This is a genomic window from Streptomyces cadmiisoli, assembly GCF_003261055.1.
Lineage (GTDB): Bacteria > Actinomycetota > Actinomycetes > Streptomycetales > Streptomycetaceae > Streptomyces > Streptomyces cadmiisoli.
In genome coordinates this window covers 3,909,532-3,929,377 of sequence record NZ_CP030073.1, presented here as the reverse complement: position 1 = coordinate 3,929,377, position 19,846 = coordinate 3,909,532, and the positions used below count along the sequence as shown (strand labels likewise).

The following is a 19,846-nucleotide window of genomic DNA, read 5'->3' as shown; positions in this document are numbered from 1 at the left end:
GGAACTTATGGCGGTGGAGGGGGACCGTCAAGAGGTCGCGCAGGGATACGATCGCCGGCATGACTCCCCCGGAACGGGCAGAAACCCCGACGACAGGACGGTCCGCGCAGACCGCGACACTTGCCGAGATCGCCCGAGAGGCCGGCGTCTCCGCGCCGACTGTTTCGAAGGTCCTCAACGGCAGGGCCGACGTGGCGCCCGGCACCCGCAACCGCGTCGAGGAACTGCTGCGTACCCACGGCTACCGGCGCCGCCGGGCCGAGGCGTCCCGCTCACCTCTGATCGACCTGGTCTTCCACGAGTTGGAGAGCGCCTGGGCGATGGAGGTCATCCGGGGCGTGGAGAACGTGGCCCGGGACGCCGGGCTGAGCGTGGTGCTCTCCGAGAGCGCGGGGCGGCTCACACCCGGGCGCACCTGGGCCGACCAGGTCGCCGCCCGCCGGCCGCACGGGGTGATCCTCGTGCTGTCCGAGCTGGACGAGTCCCAGCGCGCGCTGCTGACCAGCCGCTCCATCCCGTTCGTGGTGATGGACCCGGCCGGCGACCCCGGCGCCGACGTGCCGTCGATCGGCGCCACCAACTGGCAGGGCGGGCTGGCCGCCACCCGGCACCTGGTCGAACTGGGCCACCGGCGGATCGGCGCGATCACCGGGCCGTCGCGGATGATGTGCAGCCGGGCCCGGGTGGACGGCTACCGGGCGGCGCTGGAGACCGCCGGGCTGCCGGTCGACCCCACGCTGATCGCGGCCGGCGACTTCCACCACGAGGCCGGCCACCGGCTGGGCCTGGAGCTGCTGCGCCGCCCGGACCGCCCGACCGCCGTCTTCGCCGGGAACGACCTCCAGGCGCTCGGGCTGTACGAGGCCGCGCGCGAGCTGGGGCTGCGCGTGCCGGAGGACCTGAGCGTGGTCGGGTTCGACGATCTGCCGGTGGCGCGCTGGGTGGGGCCGCCGCTGACGACCGTGCGGCAGCCGCTGACGGAGATGGCGGAGGCGGCGGCCCGGCTGGTGCTGGAGCTGGGGCGCGGGGAGGGGGCTGCGGCCGCCACCCGGGTGGAGCTGGCGACCAGCATGGTCGTGCGCAGCAGCACGGCGCCGCCCGCCGGGTGAGGCCACCGGCCGGAGAGCGGTCTTCGAAACTTTCGAAGACGGCCGGGCGCAGCTCGGCGCGCAGGGGAGCGTGAGCAGTCCGTGGCCGGTGGTGCCCCTGGGCCGCGCACGCCAGGAGGAATATGAGATTTCCCCAAGAAAAGACGGTCTGACGTCCCTGCTCGTAATTAATCGGACTTATGTTCCTCCCTGTGACGGGACTTGACGAGAACGGGGACGAGGGCAGACGCGCGGGCCGGCGGCCCCGCGCCTGGCGGGTGGCCGGCTTCGCACTGGCGGGTGTCCTGGTGGTGGGGGCCGCCGCGGGGGGCTGGGCCTACTGGCATCTGAACGACAACATCAAGAGCGTCGACATCAACGGCGCGCTCGGCGACGACCGTCCGCCGAAACCGGTCCCCTCGGTGTCCGCGTCCACCCCGGAGCCGCCCACCGAGGCGCTGAACATCCTGGTGCTGGGCTCCGACTCGCGCGGCGGCGCCGAGAACCGGGCGCTCGGCGGCGGGGACAGCGAGGGGGCCCGGTCCGACACCGCGATGGTGGTGCACCTGGACTCCGGGCGCGACGAGGCCACGGTGGTCAGCATTCCGCGCGACACCCTGGTCACCCGGCCGTCCTGTCCGACGGAGTCCGGGGGCGAGACGGCCGAGGCGTACGGCGTGATGTTCAACAGCGCCTACTCGGTGGGCGGTCCGGTGTGCGCGGTGAAGACCGTCGAGTCGCTGACCGACGTCCGCATGGACCACTACATCGAGATCGACTTCTCCGGCTTCGCGCGGCTCGTGGACGCGCTCGGCGGCGTCACCGTCACCACCGAGGAGGACATCGACGACGAGGACAGCCATCTGACGCTGCCGGCCGGCACGCACCACCTGGACGGCGAGCAGGCCCTCGGCCTGGCCCGCACCCGGTACGGCATCGGCGACGGCAGCGACCTGGGCCGCATCGGCCTCCAGCAGCAGCTGGTGAAGGCGCTGCTGGAGCAGATCTCGTCGAGAGACCTGTTCTCGGACCCCACCCGGCTCTACGAGGTGGCCGACGCGGTCACCGGCAGTCTGACCACCGACACCGGACTCGACTCCCTCACCGAGCTGGTGGACCTCGGCCGGAGCCTGCGCGAACTGTCCTCGGCCGGCACCCGCACGGTGACGATGCCGGTGGTGCCGGCGCCCTCGGACCGCAACCGGGTGGTGGCGCGGGAGCCGGACGCGAGCGAGCTGTGGGAGTCGCTGCGGTGACAGCCGTACCGCCCGCCGCGGGGCGGGCGTGTCGGGGCACGGCGGTGGTGGCAGGGCACGGCGGTGGTGCCGGGACACGGCGGTGATCGCGTCGGACGGGGACGTGCTCGGAAAAAAGTTCCGGCGCGGTGTCGATCCGGGCGTCTCCCGTTCGACGCAGGGGTGAGAGACGGGGCAGGAGACCCCGTCCGGGCCGAGACCGAGGAGTCACCATGCCCCGTTACCTGTCGCTCGTGCAGATCGAAGAGGGCACCGCGCCCACCGGGGACGCGGGCCCCGAGATGATGCAGCGGATGGGGGAGCTGCTGGAGGAGATCACCAAGGCCGGGGTGATGCTCGACACCGCCGGGCTGCTGCCGTCCGCGCAGGGCACCCGCGTGCGCTGGGAGGGCGGGCGGATCACCGTCACGGACGGGCCGTTCACCGAGACCAAGGAGGTCGTCGGCGGCTACTCCATCACGCAGTGCAAGGACATGGCCGAGGCCGTGGAGTGGGCCACGCGGTTCCTGAAGGTGCACGGCGAGGAGTGGACCGTGACGTGTGAGGTGCGGGAGATCGAGGAGGGCTGACCGGACGGTCCTTGGCGCGGGGCCGTCCGGGGTGTTCGATGGTGGGCTGTGCACCAGCAGCCCGCCGCGGGCCCGCGCGGCCCCGCGGAAACCGCCCGCCACACCGTGGAGACCGTCTTCCGGATCGAGTCCCCGCGCATCATCGCCGCCCTGACGCGCACCGTCCGCGACATCGGTATCGCCGAGGAACTCGCCCAGGACGCGCTGGTCGCCGCCCTGGAGCAGTGGCCGCGGGACGGGGTGCCGGACAACCCCGGGGCCTGGCTCATGACGACCGCGCGCCACCGCGCGGTCGACCTGATCCGCCGCCGCGAGGCCTACGCGCGCAAGCTGGCGGAGATCGGGCGGAGCCTGGAGACCGCCGTTCCCCCGGCGGAGCCCGCCGACCCCGACGACATCGACGACGACCTGCTGAGGCTGGTCTTCACGGCCTGCCACCCGGTGCTGTCCGCCGAGGCCCGTGTCGCCCTCACCCTGCGGCTGCTCGGCGGGCTGACGACGACCGAGATCGCCCGCGCCTTCCTGGTGCCGGAGGCGACCGTGGCACAGCGCATCGTGCGCGCCAAGCGCACCCTGGCCGCGAAGAACGTCCCCTTCGAAGTCCCCGGCGGCCCCGACCGCGCGGCGCGCCTGGGTTCCGTGCTCGACGTCATCTACCTGATCTTCAACGAGGGCTACTCCGCCACGGGCGGCGACGACCTGCTGCGCCCCGGGCTCTGCGAGGACGCCCAGCGCCTGGCCCGGGTGCTCTCGGGTCTGATGCCCGAGGAGTCCGAGGTGCACGGCCTGACCGCGCTGCTGGAGTTCCAGGCGTCCCGCGCGGCCGCGCGCATCGGCCCGAAGGGCGAACCCGTGCTGCTGAAGGACCAGAACCGCAGCCGCTGGAACCGCATGCTCGTGGCCCGCGGCATCACCGCACTGGGCCGGGCCGACGCCACCGCCGGCGGAGCGCCGGGCCCGTACGCCCTCCAGGCCGCGATCGCCGCCTGCCACACGTACGCGCACACCTGGGAGGAGACCGACTGGCCGCGTATCGCCACGCTGTACGCGCTGCTCGCCGCCCGCGCGCCCTCCCCGGTCGTCGAGCTCAACCGCGCGGTCGCCGTGTCGATGGCCGACGGCCCGCAGCCGGCGCTGGACATCGTCGACGCGCTGGCCGCCGAACCCGCCCTGCGCGACTACCACCTGCTGCCGAGCGTGCGCGGCGATCTGCTGGCCCGCCTCGGCCGTACGGCGGAGGCGCGGGCGGAGTTCGAACGGGCGGCCTCGCTGGCCCGCAACGAGCCGGAGCGCAGGATGCTGGCGGACCGGGCACGGGCGTGCGCCGAAGACCCGCCCGGCACGTGATCCGAACGGCCCGCCCGGCCCTACGAGGGCTCCTGAGGGGTCTCGGCCGGCCGGCCGATCAGCATGGTGGGCGCGCCCGCGACCCGGGTCAGGAACACGGTCGCGGCGTGCGGCCCCTGCGGCTTGACCTTCTTGCGCAGTTCCTCCGGCTCCACCGCCGAGCCCCGCTTCTTCACGGTCAGGATCCCCACCTCCCGCTCCCGCAGCAGCGCCTTCAGCTTCTTGACGTTGAAGGGAAGCCGATCGGTGATCTCGTAGGCGGTCGCGTACGGGGTGGGGCGCAGCTCGTCCGCCGTGACGTAGGCGATGGTCTCGTCGACCAGTCCGCCGTCCAGCTCGTCGGCCGCCTCGGCGACCAGATGGGCGCGGATGACGGCGCCGTCGGGCTCGTACAGGAAGCGTCCGACGGGACGCACCGCCGGGTCGGGCAGTCCGCGGGAGCGCAGGGTGCGCGGCCCCGGCAGCAGGGTGGCCCGGACCAGCCCGGGCTCGGTGCCGAACCAGAGCACCGCCTCCTTCACGTCCCCGCCGTCCGAGATCCACTCGGCCTCGGCCGCCTCGGGCACGGCCTCGTGCGGAATGCCCGGCGCGACCTTCAGGGCGGCGTGCGGGGCCCGCAGGGCCGTCCGCACGGCCCACGACAGCGGCGGTGAGTAGGCCTCGGGATCGAAGATCCTGCCGCGCCCGCCGCGCCGCGCCGGATCCACGAAGACCGCGTCGTACGCCGACACGTCCACCTCGGTGACGTCCGCCTCGCGCACCTCGATCAGCGCGTCGAGCCCCAGCGCCTCGGCGTTCGCGCGGGCCACCGCCGCGGTCAGCGGGTCGCGGTCCACGGCGAGGACCCGGATGCCCGCCCGGGCGAGCGCGACGGCGTCACCCCCGATGCCGCAGCACAGGTCGGCCACGGACGTCACGCCCAGCTCGCGGAACCTGCGCGCGCGGTACGCCGCCACGCTCGCCCGCGTCGACTGCTCCACGCCGTTGGGCGTGAAGAACATCCGCTGCGCGTCCTCCGCCCCGAACTTCGCGACCGCCCGCTGCCGCAGCCGTGCCTGTCCGAGTGCCGCCGACACCAGTTCGGCCGGGTGTTCGCGCCGCAGCCGGGTGGCGACGGCGAGTTCCCGGGCGGGGTCCGTGCCGCGCACCTCGTCGAGGAGGGCCCGGCCCTCGGCGGTGAGCAGGGGGGCGAGGAGGTCGTTCACCGGGACATTGTCGGCCAGTCGGTGGATGGTGCGCCTCCTTAGGAGGTGTCGGCCGCCGATCGGATGCCGGTGCTGGGAGGATCCGGCGCCATGCGAGTAGTACGACAAACTGACAAATCTCGGTCACGTCGGCACATGGCGGTCAGGGCCGCGCTCGCCGTACTGGCCGGTGCCGCCATCGTCTCCGGCTGTGTGCAGGACGGCCCGGAGGTCCGGCCCGCCCCGGGCCAGCAGGCACCCCTGAAGGCGCCCCCGGCGCGCGCCCTGGACCGCTACGCGGGCCGGCTCAGCGCCGACTTGGCCGCCCGTGCCGCCGCCGCCAAGGAGTGGGGCCTGAAGAGTGTCCCGCTGCGGCCACCGCCACCGCCCGTGCGGAAGCCGGACATCGTGACCCGGGAGGGCTTCGAGGTCGACGGGCACGCCGAGCAGGGCCTCCCGCCGGTCTTCACCACCGTCCCGACCGAACACCGGATCGTCTTCCTCACCATCGACGACGGCGCCGAGAAGGACCCGGCGTTCCTGCGGATGATGAAGGAGCTGAGGATCCCGTACTCGGCCTTCCTCAGCGACTACCTGGTCAACGAGGACTACGGCTACTTCAAGCGGATGCGGGACCACGGCGTGGCCCTGAACAACCACACCCTGACCCACCCGTACCTGCCCGCCCTGTCCTACGAGGACCAGCGCACCGAGATCTGCGGCATGCAGGACGTCATCGAGAAGCGCTACGGCAAGCGCCCGGCCCTGTTCCGGCCGCCGTTCGGCAACTACGACCAGGACACCCTGCACGCCGCCAAGGAGTGCGGCGTCAAGTACGTCCCGCTGTGGAGCGAGGAGGTGTTCGTCGACCACTGGGAGTACCGCGAGTGGGACCAGGACCTGCACCCCGGTGACATCGTCCTCAGCCATTTCCGCGGCCCGGAGGACTGGCAGGGCACCATGCCGGACATGATCCGCCGGTTCCTCGACAAGGTCACCGCCCAGGGGTACGCGGTGGCCCGGCTGGAGGACTACCTGTGACGGGGCGCAGACGGCTGGCCGGCCCGGCACTGATGCTGATCGCGCTGACCGGCTGCGCCCTGACCGTCACCCCCGCCGAGCGGTCGGGCAGGGAGGCCCCGGACCGGGTGGCAGCCCCCGGATCGCCGGCCGAGGCCCCCGCCCACCGCCGCTGGGGCCTGACCTCCCCGCTGTCGCCGCCCCCGCGTCCGCCGTCCCACTCGCCGCCCGCCCGGAGCGCGGGCCTGCCCCCCGTCGTCGACCGCGTCCGCACCGGCGACAAGGTCGTCTTCCTCACCTACGACGACGGCGCGGAGCGCGACCCGCGCTTCGTCGACATGGTCCGCGAACTGCGGCTGCCGGTCAGCATGTTCCTCACGGACAGCGTCGTCGGCCCGGGCTACGGCCACTTCTCCCGGCTGCGCTCGGTCGGCGCGAGCATCCAGAACCACACCCTCGACCACGCCGCCCTGCGGGGACTGCCCCTCGCCGGCCAGCGCGCCGAGATCTGCGGCCAGCAGACCAAGCTCGGCTCCCGCTTCGGCGTCCGCCCCCGCCTCTTCCGCCCGCCCTACGGCCTCCACGACACGACCACCCTGCGCGCCGCCGCCGACTGCGGCATCTCCGCCGTCGTCCTGTGGCGCGCCACGATGGACGCCTACGGCCTCACCTTCACCGGCGGAGCGGACCGGCTGCGCCCCGGCGACATCGTCTCCGTCCCCGCGACCGAGACCCCGACACCCTCCCTGGTGGCCCGTACGACCCGTCTGCTGAACCGGATCCAGGAGGCGGGTCTGACGGTCGGACGCCTGGAGGACTACCTGTGAGTGCGGCCGCGACGGCATGCGAATTCCGACGCCACGCCGCGGGCGATTGGCACTCCGCTTGACCGAGTGCTAATCGCGGTCATAGTCTCGGCTCTGGCACTCGGCAGATGAGAGTGCCAACTACGCGACGGGCAGGTCCGGCACCCGCGACGACGGATCGACCTGGTCGCCACCTCAGACAGTTAACCCCGTGAGATCTCCGAAGGGGGAGGTCGGATCGTGACGACCGCCAGCTCCAAGGTTGCCATCAAGCCGCTCGAGGACCGCATCGTGGTCCAGCCGCTGGACGCCGAGCAGACCACGGCCTCTGGCCTGGTCATTCCGGACACCGCCAAGGAGAAGCCCCAGGAGGGCGTCGTCCTGGCCGTGGGCCCGGGCCGCTTCGAGGAGGGCAACCGCCTTCCGCTCGACGTCGCCGTCGGCGACGTCGTGCTCTACAGCAAGTACGGCGGCACCGAGGTGAAGTACAACGGCGAGGAGTACCTCGTCCTCTCGGCTCGCGACGTGCTCGCGATCATCGAGAAGTAATTCACCCCGAAGCACCTTGCTTCCAGCTGCGCCCCTGGCCCCCGCTACCGACAAGAAGCCGGGCGCCCGGGGCGCAGTCAATTTCACCTAGTTTTCCGAGAGGGCTCACGCTGTCATGGCGAAGATCCTGAAGTTCGACGAGGACGCCCGTCGCGCCCTCGAGCGCGGCGTCAACAAGCTCGCCGACACGGTCAAGGTGACGATCGGCCCCAAGGGCCGCAACGTCGTCATCGACAAGAAGTTCGGCGCACCCACCATCACCAACGACGGTGTCACCATCGCCCGCGAGGTCGAGGTCGAGGACCCGTACGAGAACCTCGGCGCCCAGCTGGTGAAGGAGGTGGCGACCAAGACCAACGACATCGCGGGTGACGGTACGACCACCGCGACCGTCCTGGCCCAGGCGCTGGTGCGCGAGGGTCTGAAGAACGTCGCCGCGGGCGCCTCCCCGGCCGCCCTGAAGAAGGGCATCGACGCGGCCGTCGCCGCCGTCTCCGAGGACCTGCTCGCGTCGGCGCGGCCGATCGACGAGAAGTCCGACATCGCCGCCGTCGCCGCGCTGTCCGCCCAGGACCAGCAGGTCGGCGAGCTCATCGCCGAGGCGATGGACAAGGTCGGCAAGGACGGTGTCATCACCGTCGAGGAGTCCAACACCTTCGGTCTGGAGCTGGACTTCACCGAGGGCATGGCCTTCGACAAGGGCTACCTGTCGCCGTACTTCGTGACGGACCAGGAGCGTATGGAGGCCGTCCTCGACGACCCGTACATCCTCATCCACCAGGGCAAGGTCTCCGCCATCGCGGACCTGCTGCCCCTGCTGGAGAAGATCATCCAGAGCAACGCCTCGAAGCCGCTGCTGATCATCGCCGAGGACGTCGAGGGCGAGGCCCTCTCCACCCTCGTCGTGAACAAGATCCGCGGCACCTTCAACGCGACCGCCGTCAAGGCCCCCGGCTTCGGCGACCGCCGCAAGGCGATGCTCCAGGACATGGCCGTCCTCACCGGCGCCACGGTCATCTCCGAGGAGGTCGGCCTCAAGCTCGACCAGGTCGGTCTCGACGTGCTGGGCTCCGCCCGCCGTGTCACCGTCACCAAGGACGACACCACGATCGTCGACGGTGCCGGCCAGAAGGCCGACGTCGAGGGCCGCATCGGCCAGATCAAGGCCGAGATCGAGGCCACGGACTCCGACTGGGACCGCGAGAAGCTCCAGGAGCGCCTCGCGAAGCTGGCCGGCGGCGTGTGCGTGATCAAGGTCGGCGCCGCCACCGAGGTGGAGCTGAAGGAGAAGAAGCACCGTCTGGAGGACGCCATCTCCGCGACCCGCGCCGCGGTCGAGGAGGGCATCGTCTCCGGTGGTGGCTCCGCGCTCGTCCACGCCGTGAAGGTGCTGGAGAACAACCTCGGCAAGGAGGGCGACGAGGCCACCGGTGTCGCCGTCGTCCGCCGCGCCGCCGTCGAGCCGCTGCGCTGGATCGCGGAGAACGCCGGCCTGGAGGGCTACGTCATCGTCTCCAAGGTCGCCGAGCTGGAGAAGGGCAGCGGCTACAACGCCGCCACCGGTGAGTACGGCGACCTGATCAAGGCCGGCGTCATCGACCCGGTCAAGGTCACCCGCTCCGCCCTGGAGAACGCCGCCTCCATCGCCTCCCTGCTGCTGACGACCGAGACCCTGGTCGTCGAGAAGAAGGAAGAGGAGCCGGAGGCCGCCGGTCACGGCCACGGCCACGGCCACTCGCACTGACGCGATCGCGCAGCCGTACGGCAGCAGGGCCCGGCGTCCCCTCCCGCGAGGGGGCGCCGGGCCCTCGGCGTGTCCGGGCCGCCGTACCTACCGCTCCAGGTCGTCGAGCGCGCCCAGCTGCGCCATCAGCCCGAGCCGGTCGTACTCCCACCAGCCCTCGGCGAGCTTTCCGTCCCCGCCGCAGCGGAAGACGGTGGTCCCCGTCATGGAGACCTTCCGCCCATCGGCCGGGATCCCCAGGAAGTCGCCCTTGTGGGTGCCCGTCCAGAACCACCGCGCGCACACCCGGTCGTCCTGTGCGATGAGGTCCTCGACGCTGAACTCGAAGTCGAAGGCCGCCCGCCACATCTCCAGCTCGCGCCGGACGTGGTCCATCCCGAGGATGTCCTGCTCGTCGCCCGGCTGGTGATCGCGGTAGTGCTCCGCCATCAGATCGTTCAGCGGCGGCAGCTCGCCCTCGGCGGCGATCACCTCGAAGTAGCGCCGTACGGTGGACGTCTCCAGCTGGTCGTCACGCACCACCACCAGATCGGTGAAGGTCGGCAACTCGTCGCACAGCGCGACCATCTCCTGGAAGACCCGGTCGGTCTCCGGCAGGTTGGAGTTCCGCATCGCCTCCTCGTACGAGGGGAACTCCAGGATCTCGATGAAGTGCGACGCGTCGGACCGGTCCTTGCCGATCACGTTGTGCGCCGCCGCGCGCTTGCCCCTGGTCTGCTCGACCCATGTGTCCATCAGCCGGCTCATCTCGTCGAACCGACTGGTCTTGCAGTCGATGACCTGCACGAATGTCATGACGCCGCCTCCCGGCCCCCTGGGTCCCGGTGAACGGCTCCATTCTCCCACCGGCGGCTCGGCGCGACGCTCCCGCCGGGCGCCCGGCGCAACCGCGCTACCGCGGCCCGTACTTCCGGCCCGTCCGCGAACTGATCCCGCCGAGCAGCCCGCGCGGCACGACCTTCACCACACCCATCAGCGTCTTGTACCGCGGATCCGGGACCGACACGGACTTGCCGCGGGCCAGGTCGGCGAGCGCCGCCGCCACCAGCTTGTCGGCGTCGAGCCACATCCAGCCCGGAATGCTGTCCGTCCCCATCCCGGCCCGCGCGTGGAACTCCGTCCGCACGAACCCGGGGCACAGCGCCATCAACCGCACCCCGCTGCCCGCCAGATCGCGTGCCGCGCCCTGCGTGAACTGCACGACCCACGCCTTGGACGCGCCGTAGGTGCCGCGCGGCACGAAGGCCGCCACCGAGGCGACGTTCACGACACCGCCGCGTCCCCGTGCCCGCATCGCCTCCGTCGCCGCCGACGTCAGCCGCAGCACCGCCTCGCAGTGCACCTTGAGCATCTTCAGCTCGTCGGCCATGGGCACGTCGAGGAACTGGCCCTTGTTGCCGAAGCCGGCGTTGTTGATCAGCAGGTCGACGGGGTTCTTGCGGTCGCCCAGCCGGGCGGCGACCGTCTCGATGCCGTCGTCCGTCGCCAGGTCGGCGGCCAGCACCTCCGCCTCGATGCCGTGCCGGTCGTGCAGCTCGGTGGCCTGCACGCCGAGCCGGTCGGTGTCCCGGGCGACCAGGACGAGGTTGTGCCCGTCAGCCGCCAGCCGTCGCGCGAACGCGGCGCCGATCCCCGCTGTCGATCCCGTAATCAGAGCCGTTGTCATGGGCCAAGGGTAGTGACCCTGGACGTGAAGATTCCGTGTGCGGCGGGCGGGTGCGGGCGGCCGGGGCGGGCGCCCGGCGGCTGCCGGCCCGGCCGTGACGTCTGCTCAGGAGGTCTGCCGCGCCACGTACTTGTGCGCCGCCGCGAGCGCCTCCGGATGCAGTGCCTCGCCCGCCGCGAGCAGCCGAGGCAGCAGCTCCCGCTCGGTGGTCACCGCCCGGAACTGCAGGGCGACGGTCACGTCGTGGTCCGGCCGGTGCACGATCCGCACCGGGTCGCCGGCCCGGATCTCACCCGGCTCCACGACCCGGAAGTACGCCCCCGGCGCACCGCGCCGGGTGAACCTCCGCACCCAGCCCTTCTCACCCAGATGGCCCTGGAAGGTCAGACAGGGGATGCGCCCCGAGGTGACCTCCAGCACCAGGTCCGGTCCGACGCCCCAGCGCTCGCCGATCCGCGCCCCGGACACGTCGAGGCCCTCGGTCGTCAGGTTCTCGCCGAACGAGCCGTTCGGCAGCGGCCGGCCCAGCTCGCGCTCCCAACTCGTCGAGATCCTCCCGCGCCACGGCGTACACGGCCTGGTCGTCGCCGCCGTGGTGGCGGGTGTGGCAGATCGCGTCGCCGGCCAGTCCGCTCGCCCCGAACCCCTTGGGGCCGGGTGCCGTCACCCGTACGGCCCCCTCGGCCGGACGTTTGTCGATGCCGGTCAGACCCTGCGGCTGGTCCGTGTGGGGAACGGCCTTCGGACGGCCCAGGTTCACAGAGAGAAGCCTCATGACGGCACGGTAAGGCATCCAGGGCAAAGATTCTTCGCATTATCGGACGTCGTGCCCAAGCTTCACTTATGCTCTGAGGGTGATCGAGGCACGTCATCTGCGCGTCCTGCGCGCTGTCGCCACCACCGGTTCCTTCTCGGCCGCGGGGCGCGAGCTGGGCTGCACGCAGCCCGCCGTCAGCCAGCAGATGAAAGCCCTGGAAGGGTCCGTGGGCACACCGCTGCTGGTCCGCAGCGGTCGCGAGATGCGGCTCACCCAGGCCGGCGAGGCACTCGTCCGGCACGCCTCGGGCATCCTCGCCGGGCTCACCGCCGCCGAGGAGGAGGTCGCCGCCATCGCCGGACTGCGGGCCGGACGGGTCCGGCTCGTCTCCTTCCCCAGCGGCAGCTCCACCCTCGTCCCCACCGCGCTGGCCGCGCTGCGCGCCGCGCACCCCGGCACCCGGGTCTCCCTGGAGGAGGCCGAACCGCCGAAGTCCGTCGAGCTGCTGCGCGAGGGCGACTGCGACATCGCGCTCGCCTTTCGCTACGAGGGCGCCGCGGGCGCGGGCGAGGCGGAGGAGTGGGACGACCTGGTGATACGGCCGCTGCTGTCCGACCGGCTGGTCAGTCTGGTGCCGGAGGGGCACCGGCTGGCGCGCGCGGAGTCCGTCGCCATCGGTGAACTCGCCGACGAGCCCTGGATCGCGGGCTGCCCGCGCTGCCGCGGCCAGCTGGTCCAGGTGTGCGCGGGGGCGGGCTTCACCCCCCGTATCGACTTCGCCACCGACGACTATCCGGCGGTGGTGGGCCTGGTCGGCGCGGGGCTGGGCGTGGCCGTCCTGCCCCAGCTCGCCGTCGAGTCCGTACGGCCGCGGGGGGCGCGAGCGGTGGCACTGGAACCGGCGGTGCGCCGGGAGATCGTCGCCCTCACCCTGCCGGACCTGGCTCAGGTCCCGGCGGTGGCCGCGACGCTGGACGAGCTGGCACGGGCGGCGGCGCGCTGAGGCGCATCCGTGTATTCATCGGTATACGCCGGCATACATCCCCATACATCGGGTGACTGATACGGGCACGCCCTCGCGCGCCCCGTCAGAAGAAACGTTCTTTCAGGTGTTGGAGGCGGTGCTTCCACCAGTGGTCGTCGCCGACACCAGCCGGTGGCGCGCCCGCCCCATGAGCTCTTCGCGCTCGTCCTCGGTCAAACCGCCCCACACGCCGTACGGCTCGCGCACCGCCAGCGCGTGCGCCGCACACTCCGCGCGGACCGGGCACCTCATGCAGACCTCTTTGGCCGAGTTCTCACGAGCGCTCCGGGCCGCCCCGCGTTCGCCCTCCGGATGGAAGAAGAGCGAGCTGTCCACCCCTCGACAGGCAGCCAGGAGCTGCCAGTCCCATAGGTCCGCGTTCGGTCCGGGAAGGCGGGAGAAATCTGCCATTACGTGACCCCTTGTAGCCGTTTTGGGCGGATACGGTGCCCACGACCGTACATCTACGATCTAAGGAGATGAAAATATGACTCATTGCGAATCTAGCCTCAGACACCAGCGGATGGGAAGAAATGGGGCTAAATGGGGCACGGGTTGTGATGAAACGTCGAGGGTCCGCCGCGCATGTCTGCACCGTGTCCGCACCCTCACGTAGAGTGCCGAATACGGCACACAGCCCCGTAACTCTTTCGAGTGACCGTCGTTGAGAGTGCGGAGGCGGTTGAAAACACAAACGCTCGGGCAAGCGTCCGAGACGGTCGACCGCACAGGTGACGATTCGTACCAGCCTGGAGGCTCAAGGTGACGCGCATCAGCTGCGGAGGACGGTCATGACTTCCGTCCTCGTCTGCGACGACTCCCCGCTTGCCCGAGAGGCGCTCCGCCGCGCGGTCGCGACCGTGCCCGGCGTCGAGCGCGTGACGACGGCGGCCAACGGCGAGGAAGTCCTCCGCCGCTGGGGCGCCGACCGCTCGGACCTGATCCTGATGGACGTACGCATGCCCGGACTGGGCGGCGTAGAGACCGTGCGGCGGCTGCTGTCCGCGGACCCCGGCGCACGCATCATCATGCTCACCGTCGCCGAGGACCTGGACGGCGTGGCCCTCGCGGTCGCCGCCGGCGCCCGGGGCTATCTGCACAAGGACGCCTCGCGCGCCGAACTGCGGGCCACCGTGACGCAGGCCCTGGCCGACCCTACCTGGCGGCTCGCCCCGCGCCGGCTGCGCTCGGCCGAGATGGGCGCCGCGCCCACGCTCACCGCGCGTGAGATCCAGGTGCTGGAGGGCATGAGCCACGGCCGTTCCAACGCGGAGATCGGCCGTGAGCTGTTTCTCTCCGAGGACACCGTCAAGACCCACGCCCGCCGGCTGTTCAAGAAGCTCGGCGCCTCGGACCGGGCGCACGCGGTGGCGCTCGGCTTCCGGTGGGGTCTGGTGCGCTAGGGCCTGTCGTCAAATTCCCGCCTGCCCCGCGACGCCCGGCACGCTCCCCCACTGCCTCAAGGGCGTGGGAGGTGCCCCCACTCGCCGCACCGGGCGAAAGCCCGAGTACGTCCGGTACGAGGGCTTCCGCCCGGCCCGCCGAGAGCACGCACCGGACGCCGCGGGGCCGCCCTTCGGGCAACGACAGCAATTTGACGACAGGCCCCAGCGCTCCGCCGGTGGCGCGGTCATGGGCCCCGGGCCGGCCGCGCGCCGTGGGGTCGGATCGTGGGGTGCGGGCCGACTGCGGGCCACGGGGTGTCCGTGGCCGGTCGCGCGGTTCCTCGTGCCCTCGGCGGCGGCGCGACGCGGCCGTCCGCGCGGCGGCCCGTCCAGTGCCCGCTGCTTGTTTCGGCGAGGATGCCGCATCCTTGAGGTGTGGAGTTCCTCGGGGACAAGTCGGTCGAGCGGAAGGGGAGGGCGCAGGGGATGAGTTCCGGCGCACCTGCTCATAACGCTTCGGTGCACAACAACGGAGGCAGTGCCGCGGAGCAATCGGCCGCAGGGCACCATGGACCGATGCGTGACGACGAGGCCACCACCGCCCCTGGGGCGATCGGCGCGCTCGTCCATCGCGCGGTCGACGGGGACGAGCAGGCCACACACGACCTGCTCGCCCGAGTTCACCCGCTGGCCCTGCGCTACTGCCGCACCCGGCTGTCCCGTCTGCCCGGCGACGCGCGGCACTTCGTGGAGGACCTGGCCCAGGAGGTCTGTGTCGCCGTCCTGCTCGCGCTGCCGCGCTATCGGGACACCGGCCGCCCCTTCGAGGCCTTCGTCTTCGCGATCGCCGCGCACAAGGTCGCCGATCTCCAGCGGGCGGCCATGCGGCACCCGGGGTCGACGGCGGTCCCCTCCGACGAGATGCCCGAGCGGCCGGACGACTCACTGGGGCCGGAGGAGCGCGCGCTGCTCAGCAGCGACGCGGAGTGGGCCAAGAAGCTGCTGGCCAATCTCCCGGAGAACCAGCGTGAGCTGCTGCTGCTCCGCATCGCCGTGGGTCTCACGGCGGAGGAGACTGGTCAGATGTTGGGAATGTCACCCGGTGCGGTCCGGGTGGCCCAGCACCGGGCGCTGAGCAGGCTGAGGGCCCTGGCCGAGCAGTGAGGCCGTTCCCGGTTGAACGGGCTCCGGCTCGATTCCGTACGAACATACGAAGCCTGAGGCCGCCCAGAACCGTGGAATGAGAGAGCCGTGCTTCCCGTTAGCATGGACATCCGCACCGAGCAAGGCCATTTGGGGAAGGTGTCATGACTGCCAACGTCGACGGAGTGCCCGACAAATTCGCGACTCTCGGGCTGACCTACGACGACGTGTTGCTGCTGCCGGGCTCGTCGGACATGGCACCCGACGAGATCGACACCGCCTCGTACGTCTCCAGGAACGTGCGGGTCAACATCCCGCTCCTGTCCGCCGCCATGGACAAGGTCACCGAATCGCGCATGGCGATCGCGATGGCCCGCCAGGGCGGCGTCGGTGTTCTGCACCGCAACCTGTCGATCGAGGACCAGGCGAACCAGGTCGACCTGGTCAAGCGCTCCGAGTCCGGGATGGTCACGGACCCGATCACGATCAACCCGGACGCCACCCTCGCCGAGGCCGACGCGCTCTGCGCCAAGTTCCGGATCAGCGGCGTCCCGGTCACCGACCCGAGCGGCAAGCTGCTCGGCATCGTCACCAACCGCGACATGGCCTTCGAGACCGACCGCTCCCGCCGGGTGCGCGAGGTCATGACCTCGATGCCGCTGGTCACCGGCAAGGTCGGCATCTCCGGCGCCGACGCCATCGAGCTGCTGCGCCGGCACAAGATCGAGAAGTTGCCGCTGGTCGACGAGGCGGGCGTCCTCAAGGGCCTGATCACGGTCAAGGACTTCGTCAAGGCCGAGAAGTACCCGAACGCCGCCAAGGACGCCGAGGGCCGGCTCCTGGTCGGCGCGGCGGTCGGTGTCGCGGGCGACTCCTTCGAGCGCGCCCAGGCGCTGATCGAGGCGGGCGTCGACTTCATCGTGGTCGACACCGCGCACGGCCACTCCCGGCTGGTCGGCGACATGGTCGCCAAGATCAAGTCGAACTCCGCCGGCGTCGACGTCATCGGCGGCAACGTCGCCACCCGCGACGGCGCCCAGGCCCTGATCGACTCCGGCGTGGACGGCATCAAGGTCGGCGTCGGCCCCGGCTCCATCTGCACCACCCGGGTCGTCGCCGGCGTCGGCGTCCCGCAGGTCACGGCCATCTACGAGGCCTCCCTCGCGGCCAAGGCGGCCGGTGTCCCGGTGATCGGCGACGGCGGTCTGCAGTACTCCGGCGACATCGCCAAGGCGCTGGTCGCGGGCGCCGACACGGTGATGCTGGGTTCGTTGCTCGCGGGCTGCGAGGAGTCGCCGGGCGAGCTGCTGTTCATCAACGGCAAGCAGTTCAAGTCGTACCGCGGCATGGGATCGCTCGGTGCCATGCAGAGCCGCGGCGACCGCAAGTCGTTCTCCAAGGACCGCTACTTCCAGGAGGGCGTCGCCTCCGACGAGCAGCTGGTCCCCGAGGGCATCGAGGGCCAGGTGCCCTACCGCGGCCCGCTGTCCTCGGTCGTCCACCAGCTGGTCGGCGGTCTGCGCCAGTCGATGTTCTACGTCGGCGGCAGGACCGTGCCGGACCTCCAGTCCTCGGGGCGCTTCGTGCGGATCACCTCGGCGGGTCTGAAGGAGAGCCACCCGCACGACATCCAGATGACCGTCGAGGCGCCGAACTACAGCCGCAAGTGAGGCGCACGCGCGTGTGACGCGACATCGAGGGCGGCCCCGGATGCTCCGGGGCCGCCCTTGTCGTACCCGTCGGGGATACTGGAAGGCGCTGAAACGCATCAGGGAAAGGCCACACACGTGACTGAGATCGAGATCGGGCGCGGCAAGCGCGGCCGCCGGGCGTACGCCTTCGACGACATCGCCGTCGTCCCCAGCCGCCGTACGCGGGACCCGAAGGAGGTCTCGATCGCCTGGCAGATCGACGCCTACCGGTTCGAGCTGCCCTTCCTGGCCGCCCCGATGGACTCGGTGGTCTCGCCGGCCACCGCGATCCGCATCGGCGAGCTCGGCGGCCTCGGCGTGCTGAACCTCGAAGGCCTGTGGACGCGGTACGAGGACCCGCAGCCGCTGCTCGACGAGATCGCCGGGCTGGACGCGGACGCCGCGACCCGCCGCCTCCAGGAGATCTACGCCGCCCCGATCAAGGAGGAACTGATCGGGCAGCGCATAAGGGAGGTCCGCGACTCGGGTGTGGTCACCGCCGCGGCGCTCTCCCCGCAGCGCACGGCCCAGTTCTCCAAGGCGGTCGTGGACGCCGGGGTGGACATCTTCGTCATCCGCGGCACGACCGTCTCCGCGGAGCACGTCTCGTCCTCGCACGAACCGCTGAACCTGAAGCAGTTCATCTACGAGCTGGACGTCCCCGTGATCGTCGGCGGCTGCGCCACCTACACCGCGGCCCTGCACCTGATGCGCTCCGGTGCCGCGGGTGTCCTGGTCGGCTTCGGCGGCGGCGCCGCGCACACCACGCGCAACGTCCTCGGCATCCAGGTGCCCATGGCCACCGCCGTCGCGGACGTGGCCGCGGCCCGCCGGGACTACATGGACGAGTCGGGCGGCCGGTACGTCCACGTGATCGCGGACGGCGGCGTCGGCTGGTCCGGTGACCTGCCCAAGGCGATCGCCTGCGGTGCCGACGCGGTGATGATGGGCTCCCCGCTCGCACGGGCCACGGACGTTCCCGGCAAGGGCCACCACTGGGGCATGGAGGCGGTGAACGAGGAACTGCCGCGCGGCAAGAAGGTCGACCTCGGCACCGTCGGCACCATCGAGGAGATCCTGACCGGCCCGTCCCACACCCCGGACGGCTCGATGAACCTCTTCGGCGCCCTGCGCCGTGCCATGGCCACCACCGGCTACAGCGAGCTCAAGGAGTTCCAGCGGGTCGAGGTGACGGTCGCGGACTCGCAGCACAAGCGGTAGTCCCCGCGTCCGGAAGGGCCCGTCCACCCGGCCGGTGGACGGGCCCTTCCGTGTCGTGGGGCGGCTCCCGGTGCGAGGTCACAAGTGGTGTGACGGGGCACAAGTGGTGACGGGTCGCAGGGGGTGACGAGTCACAGGCGGTGCGCGGCGCCGGTCGGGGTCGCCCCTCGGGTGTCGAGGAGGAGCTGCGCCTTCACGGACAGGCCCTGGAGGTCGTAGGTGCGGTGGTGCTGGAGCAGGATCGTGAGGTCGGCGTCGGCGGCGGCCTCGTAGAGGGCCTCGGCGCGCGGCACCGGGCGGTCGAGGACGCTCCAGGACGGCATGTGGGGGTCGTGGTAGCTGACGGCGGCGCCGAGTTCGCGGAGCCGGATCGCGATCTCGGGGGCCGGGCTGCTCTGAAGGTCGGCGACGTCGGGCTTGTAGGTGACGCCGAGCAGCAGTACGCGCGCGCCGCGGGCTGACTTGCCGTGTTCGTTCAGGAGGGTGGCGGCGCGTTTGACGACGTAGCGGGGCATCCGGCTGTTGACCTGCTGGGCCAGCTCGACCATGCGCAGGCCGCGGCCCGCGGGGCCGGTCACGTCCTGGGCGGCCGCGTGGCCGCCGACTCCCGGGCCGGGGCGGAAGGCCTGGAAGCCGAACGGCTTGGTCTCCGCGCAGCGGATGACGTCCCACAGGTCGACACCCAGGTCGTGGCACAGGGCCGCCATCTCGTTGACCAGCGCGATGTTGACGTGCCGGTAGTTGGTCTCCAGGAGCTGTACGGTCTCGGCCTCCCGGGGGCCACGCGCGCGTACCACCTTGTCGGTGAGCCGGCCGTAGAAGGTGGCGGCCGACTCGGTGCAGGCGGGGGTGAGGCCGCCGATCACCTTGGGGGTGTTGGCGGGGGTGAAGTCGCGGTTGCCGGGGTCGACGCGGCTGGGGGAGTAGGCGAGGTGGAAGTCGCGGCCCGCGCGCAGCCCGGAACCCTCTTCGAGGAGGGGGCGGAGGAATTCCTCGGTGGTGCCGGGGTGCACGGGTGACTCCAGGATGACCGTGGTGTGCGGGCGCAGCCGCTCGGCCAGGGTGCGGGCGGCGGCCTCGACCTGGCCGAGGTCGAGGCCGCCGTCCGCGCTCCTGGAGGTGGGCGCGCAGATGACGGCGGTGCGCACCCGGCCCAGCTCGGCCGGTCCCGCGGGCTGCCGGAAGCCCCCCGAGAGCATCCGGCGCAGTTCGGCGGCGCTGAGCGAGCCGTGATCGGGTCCGGTCCGGTAGCCGACGGTGGGGATACCGGCGGCTACGGCGGCCTGGGCCAGCGGCAGGCCGAGCGAGCCGAGTCCGATCACGGCGAGATCTGCGGGCATGGCGTGGGCGGTCCTTCCCAATAGCCGAAGCGGGACAGGTGCGCAAGCCCTGTGGA

18 protein-coding genes and 1 pseudogene are annotated in these 19,846 nt (G+C 71.7%); 13 read left to right on the top strand and 6 right to left on the bottom strand.

Annotated elements, in window-relative coordinates; translation table 11 throughout:
* Positions 1–59 precede the first annotated feature (59 nt).
* The 4 genes from DN051_RS16625 (at position 60) to DN051_RS16610 (ending at position 4,260) form a co-directional block, all read left to right on the top strand.
* Complete coding sequence (locus tag DN051_RS16625; RefSeq protein ID WP_053759480.1) at positions 60–1,109, top strand: LacI family DNA-binding transcriptional regulator; 1,050 nt, start codon at positions 60–62, stop codon at positions 1,107–1,109.
* 179 nt (positions 1,110–1,288) lie between these two features.
* Positions 1,289–2,344: an LCP family protein gene (locus DN051_RS16620; RefSeq protein ID WP_112438996.1), complete on the top strand. Its 1,056-nt coding sequence runs from the start codon at positions 1,289–1,291 to the stop codon at positions 2,342–2,344.
* Between the two features lie 212 nt (positions 2,345–2,556).
* Positions 2,557–2,913 carry a YciI family protein gene (locus DN051_RS16615; protein WP_053759478.1) on the top strand — a complete coding sequence of 119 codons (357 nt, stop codon included), beginning with the start codon at positions 2,557–2,559 and terminating at the stop codon, positions 2,911–2,913.
* Positions 2,914–2,961: 48 nt separating this feature from the next.
* Positions 2,962–4,260, top strand: coding sequence for an RNA polymerase sigma factor (locus DN051_RS16610; RefSeq protein ID WP_053759477.1), 1,299 nt, complete (start codon positions 2,962–2,964; stop codon positions 4,258–4,260).
* 20 nt (positions 4,261–4,280) lie between these two features.
* Here DN051_RS16610 and DN051_RS16605 read toward each other — a convergent pair whose 3' ends face one another.
* Positions 4,281–5,465, bottom strand: a complete 1,185-nt coding sequence (locus DN051_RS16605; protein ID WP_246041044.1) for a class I SAM-dependent methyltransferase — start codon at positions 5,463–5,465, stop codon at positions 4,281–4,283.
* A gap of 135 nt (positions 5,466–5,600) precedes the next feature.
* Here DN051_RS16605 and DN051_RS16600 point away from each other — a divergent pair, with 135 nt between their 5' ends.
* The 4 genes from DN051_RS16600 to groL all read left to right on the top strand — a co-directional run bounded on the left by DN051_RS16600 (position 5,601) and on the right by groL (position 9,563).
* On the top strand, positions 5,601–6,485 hold the full coding sequence (locus DN051_RS16600) for a polysaccharide deacetylase family protein (protein WP_246041042.1): 885 nt from the start codon (positions 5,601–5,603) through the stop codon (positions 6,483–6,485).
* 32 nt (positions 6,486–6,517) lie between these two features.
* Entirely contained in the window at positions 6,518–7,291 is a 774-nt protein-coding gene (locus tag DN051_RS16595) for a polysaccharide deacetylase family protein (RefSeq protein WP_053759529.1), read from the top strand.
* Between the two features lie 219 nt (positions 7,292–7,510).
* Positions 7,511–7,819: a co-chaperone GroES gene (gene groES, locus DN051_RS16590; RefSeq protein WP_053759475.1), complete on the top strand. Its 309-nt coding sequence runs from the start codon at positions 7,511–7,513 to the stop codon at positions 7,817–7,819.
* A gap of 115 nt (positions 7,820–7,934) precedes the next feature.
* The gene (groL, locus tag DN051_RS16585) at positions 7,935–9,563 is read left to right on the top strand and encodes a chaperonin GroEL (protein WP_053759474.1); all 1,629 of its coding nucleotides are present in this window, start codon (positions 7,935–7,937) and stop codon (positions 9,561–9,563) included.
* A gap of 87 nt (positions 9,564–9,650) precedes the next feature.
* Here the strand turns inward: groL and DN051_RS16580 are convergent, their stop codons facing one another.
* The 3 genes and pseudogenes from DN051_RS16580 to DN051_RS16570 all read right to left on the bottom strand — a co-directional run bounded on the left by DN051_RS16580 (position 9,651) and on the right by DN051_RS16570 (position 12,004).
* Positions 9,651–10,358, bottom strand: a complete 708-nt coding sequence (locus DN051_RS16580) for an ester cyclase (RefSeq protein WP_053759473.1) — start codon at positions 10,356–10,358, stop codon at positions 9,651–9,653.
* Positions 10,359–10,455: 97 nt separating this feature from the next.
* The gene (locus DN051_RS16575) at positions 10,456–11,229 is read right to left on the bottom strand and encodes an SDR family NAD(P)-dependent oxidoreductase (protein WP_053759472.1); all 774 of its coding nucleotides are present in this window, start codon (positions 11,227–11,229) and stop codon (positions 10,456–10,458) included.
* A 105-nt stretch (positions 11,230–11,334) separates the two neighbouring features.
* Positions 11,335–12,004, bottom strand: a pseudogene (locus DN051_RS16570) (MOSC domain-containing protein).
* Between the two features lie 79 nt (positions 12,005–12,083).
* Here DN051_RS16570 and DN051_RS16565 point away from each other — a divergent pair.
* Positions 12,084–12,989: a LysR family transcriptional regulator gene (locus tag DN051_RS16565; protein WP_053759470.1), complete on the top strand. Its 906-nt coding sequence runs from the start codon at positions 12,084–12,086 to the stop codon at positions 12,987–12,989.
* Between the two features lie 102 nt (positions 12,990–13,091).
* Here DN051_RS16565 and DN051_RS16560 read toward each other — a convergent pair whose 3' ends face one another.
* Complete coding sequence (locus tag DN051_RS16560) at positions 13,092–13,421, bottom strand: WhiB family transcriptional regulator (protein WP_053759469.1); 330 nt, start codon at positions 13,419–13,421, stop codon at positions 13,092–13,094.
* Positions 13,422–13,801: 380 nt separating this feature from the next.
* Between DN051_RS16560 and DN051_RS16555 the strand changes: the two genes are divergently transcribed.
* The 4 genes from DN051_RS16555 to DN051_RS16535 all read left to right on the top strand — a co-directional run bounded on the left by DN051_RS16555 (position 13,802) and on the right by DN051_RS16535 (position 18,450).
* On the top strand, positions 13,802–14,413 hold the full coding sequence (locus DN051_RS16555; RefSeq protein WP_003948568.1) for a response regulator transcription factor: 612 nt from the start codon (positions 13,802–13,804) through the stop codon (positions 14,411–14,413).
* A gap of 558 nt (positions 14,414–14,971) precedes the next feature.
* Positions 14,972–15,559: a sigma-70 family RNA polymerase sigma factor gene (locus DN051_RS16545; RefSeq protein WP_053759468.1), complete on the top strand. Its 588-nt coding sequence runs from the start codon at positions 14,972–14,974 to the stop codon at positions 15,557–15,559.
* 143 nt (positions 15,560–15,702) lie between these two features.
* Complete coding sequence (gene guaB, locus DN051_RS16540) at positions 15,703–17,208, top strand: IMP dehydrogenase (RefSeq protein ID WP_053759467.1); 1,506 nt, start codon at positions 15,703–15,705, stop codon at positions 17,206–17,208.
* Between the two features lie 117 nt (positions 17,209–17,325).
* The gene (locus DN051_RS16535) at positions 17,326–18,450 is read left to right on the top strand and encodes a GuaB3 family IMP dehydrogenase-related protein (RefSeq protein WP_053759466.1); all 1,125 of its coding nucleotides are present in this window, start codon (positions 17,326–17,328) and stop codon (positions 18,448–18,450) included.
* A 131-nt stretch (positions 18,451–18,581) separates the two neighbouring features.
* Here the strand turns inward: DN051_RS16535 and DN051_RS16530 are convergent, their stop codons facing one another.
* Positions 18,582–19,790, bottom strand: coding sequence for a nucleotide sugar dehydrogenase (locus DN051_RS16530; protein ID WP_053759465.1), 1,209 nt, complete (start codon positions 19,788–19,790; stop codon positions 18,582–18,584).
* Between the last annotated feature and the right edge of the window lie 56 nt (positions 19,791–19,846).